2 protein-coding genes are annotated in these 2,423 nt (G+C 74.3%); both read right to left on the reverse strand.

Annotation, left to right across the window (positions count from 1 at the left end; genetic code table 11):
• Positions 1 to 36: 36 nt before the first annotated feature.
• Entirely contained in the window at positions 37 to 1,068 is a 1,032-nt protein-coding gene (locus tag ACFXAM_RS38540; protein WP_380298573.1) for a methyltransferase, read from the reverse strand.
• Positions 1,069 to 1,139: 71 nt separating this feature from the next.
• Entirely contained in the window at positions 1,140 to 2,294 is a 1,155-nt protein-coding gene (locus tag ACFXAM_RS38545) for a right-handed parallel beta-helix repeat-containing protein (RefSeq protein WP_380298575.1), read from the reverse strand.
• Positions 2,295 to 2,423: the final 129 nt, after the last annotated feature.

Here is a 2,423-nt window from a genome sequence, read left to right on the forward strand (position 1 = left end):
GGGACCGGCGGTCGCGGCGCGTCCGGGGCGGGCGGGTCAGCCGCGCACCACGGCCTCGAAGGCGTGCAGGTACGGGTTGACCGGGCGGACCTCGCGGACGTCGAGCCCGGCTTCGGTCATCAGCCGGACCATGCTCGTCTCGGAGTGCTTGGCCCCGCCGACGTTGAGCATCAGCATGAGGTCCATGGCGGTGGTGAACCGCATCGAGGGGCTGTCGTCGACGAGGTTCTCGACCACCACGACCCGGGCGCCCGGGCGGGCGGCGGCGACCACGTTCGCCAGGGTGCGGCGGGTGCTCCCGTCGTCCCACTCCAGGATGTTCTTGATGATGTAGAGGTCCGCGGCCACCGGGATGTCCTCCCGGCAGTCGCCGGGGACCAGCCGGGCCCGGTCGGCGAACGCGCCGCCGTCGCGCAGCCGGGGGTCGGCACCGGCCACCACCTTGGGCAGGTCGAGCAGGGTGCCGTGCAGCGCCGGGTGCTTCTCCAGCAGGCTGGCGAGCACATGGCCCTGGCCGCCGCCGATGTCGGCCACCGAGCCGATGCCGGTGAGGTCGAGGTAGCCGGCGAAGTCGGCGGCGGACTGCCGGCTGGAGGTGGTCATCGCCTTGTCGAAGACCTTGGCGGACTCGCCCCCGTCGCTGTGCAGGTAGTCGAAGAACTCCTTGCCGAACAGCTCGGGGAAGACGTTGCGGCCCGAGCGCACCGCCTCGTCCAGCTTCGGCCAGGCCTCCCACGTCCACGGCTCGGTGCACCACAGGGAGATGTAGCGCAGGCTGTTCGGGGCGTCCTCGCGCAGCAGCCGGGACATCTCGGTGTGGGCGAAGCGGTCGCCGTCGAGCTCCTCGAAGATGCCGTAGCAGGTGAGGGCGCGCAGCAGGCGGCGCAGCTGCCGGGGTTCGGTGCCGAGGTCGGCGGCGAGGTCGGTGACGGTGGCGGGGGTGTCGCCGAGCGCGTCGGCGGCACCGAGCCGGGCGGCCGCGCGGACGGCGGCGGCGCAGGCGGCGCCGAAGACGAGCTCCCGCAGGCGCATGGCGGCCTGCGGGGTGGTGGCGGGTGCGGTGGTCATGGACCGTTTCTCTGCTTTCTGCGGGAACGGGATGGCGCGGGGCTTCGGGGTGCTGGGGGCGGGCGGACCGGTCAGCAGTGGCCGGCCGGCTCGGAGACCGCGCACTGGTTGCGGGCGAAGGCGTTGTCGGTGCCGGTGTCGCGGTCGGCGAGGTCGGCCGGGCCGTTGCCGAGCACGAGGTTGTCGGCCACGGTGTTGCGGGCGTTGGCCACGCCGACCACGCTGCGGACGAGCACGATGCCGCCGGAGAACGGTGAGGCGCCGACGTTGTCGCGGACCTCGTTCTCCGTCACGGCCGTCTCCTCGGCCCCGGTGAGGACGATGCCGGCGCCCTGGATGTGGTCCAGCCGGGGGTTGGGCGGGCAGTAGCGGTTGTTGGCGAGCACCTGGTTGCGGAAGACGGTGAGCGCGCCGGCCCGGGGCACGCCCTCGTCGCCGACGACGAAGATGCCGCCGCAGTTGCCGTGGATCCGGTTCTGCTCGATGCTCAGGTCGCGCAGCCGGCGCACGGTGACGCCGATCCGGTTGTCGGTGAGCAGGTTGCCGCTGACCAGGGTGCCGTCGGCGGAGAGGGCGCCGCCCTCGCTGTCCACGGTGTTGGCGAGGAAGACGCCGGACTGGCCGTTGCGGGCGGACTCGTTGGCGGTGATCACGCCCCGGGTGGACTTCTCCTGGCTGATGCCCTGCTGGCCGTTGTCGTGGACGTAGGTGGCGCGGACGGTCAGGCCGGTGGTGCCGGTGGCGTTGATGCCGTTCTTGCGGAAGCCGGTGACGGCGAGCGCCTCGACGGTGACGCCCTCCAGCGGGCGGTCGTCGGTGCCGGCCACGCAGAGGCCGTGCCCGGCGGCGGAGCAGGCGGCGGCCAGGTCGGCGGCGGTGGCGGGAGCGGCGGCGGTGGTGGCCGCGGCGGGCGCGGCGGGCGCGGCGGCGGTGGCCGGGGCCGCCGCCTCGGCGGGACGGATCACGCTCTCCGGGCCGGCGCCGCGCAGGGTGACGCCGGGTGTGGTGATCCGGACGCTGCCCCGGTACTCGCCGGGCAGCAGCTGCACGACGTCGCCCGGCCGGGCGGCGTCGAGGGCCTGCTGGATCGATCCTCCGGGTGGCACCACCTGCAGTTCCCCGTCGGCGTGCGCGGGCGCGGCGCCGACGGCGGTGAGGACGGTGGTCAGGGCGGTCGTGGCGGCGGCGGTGGCCGCGGCGAGGTGGTGGACCCGTCGCGTGGGCATGAGTGATGACCTCTTTCTGGCACGCCGCCGCGTGGGAGCCCCGACGCGCTCGTGGGGGCCATCGGCACGGTGACGCAAGGTGAGCGGGGGATGACGGCCGGTGGGTGTCGGCCGAATCGACGCTAGGGG

This window comes from Kitasatospora sp. NPDC059462 (assembly GCF_042749955.1).
GTDB lineage: Bacteria > Actinomycetota > Actinomycetes > Streptomycetales > Streptomycetaceae > Kitasatospora.

What these genes read in the sequence shown, in the direction of transcription:
- ACFXAM_RS38545 (WP_380298575.1), bottom strand. Translation starts at nt 2,294, where the DNA reads ATGCCCACGCGACGGGTCCACCACCTCGCCGCGGCCACCGCCGCCGCC.
- ACFXAM_RS38540 (WP_380298573.1), bottom strand. Translation starts at nt 1,068, where the DNA reads ATGACCACCGCACCCGCCACCACCCCGCAGGCCGCCATGCGCCTGCGG.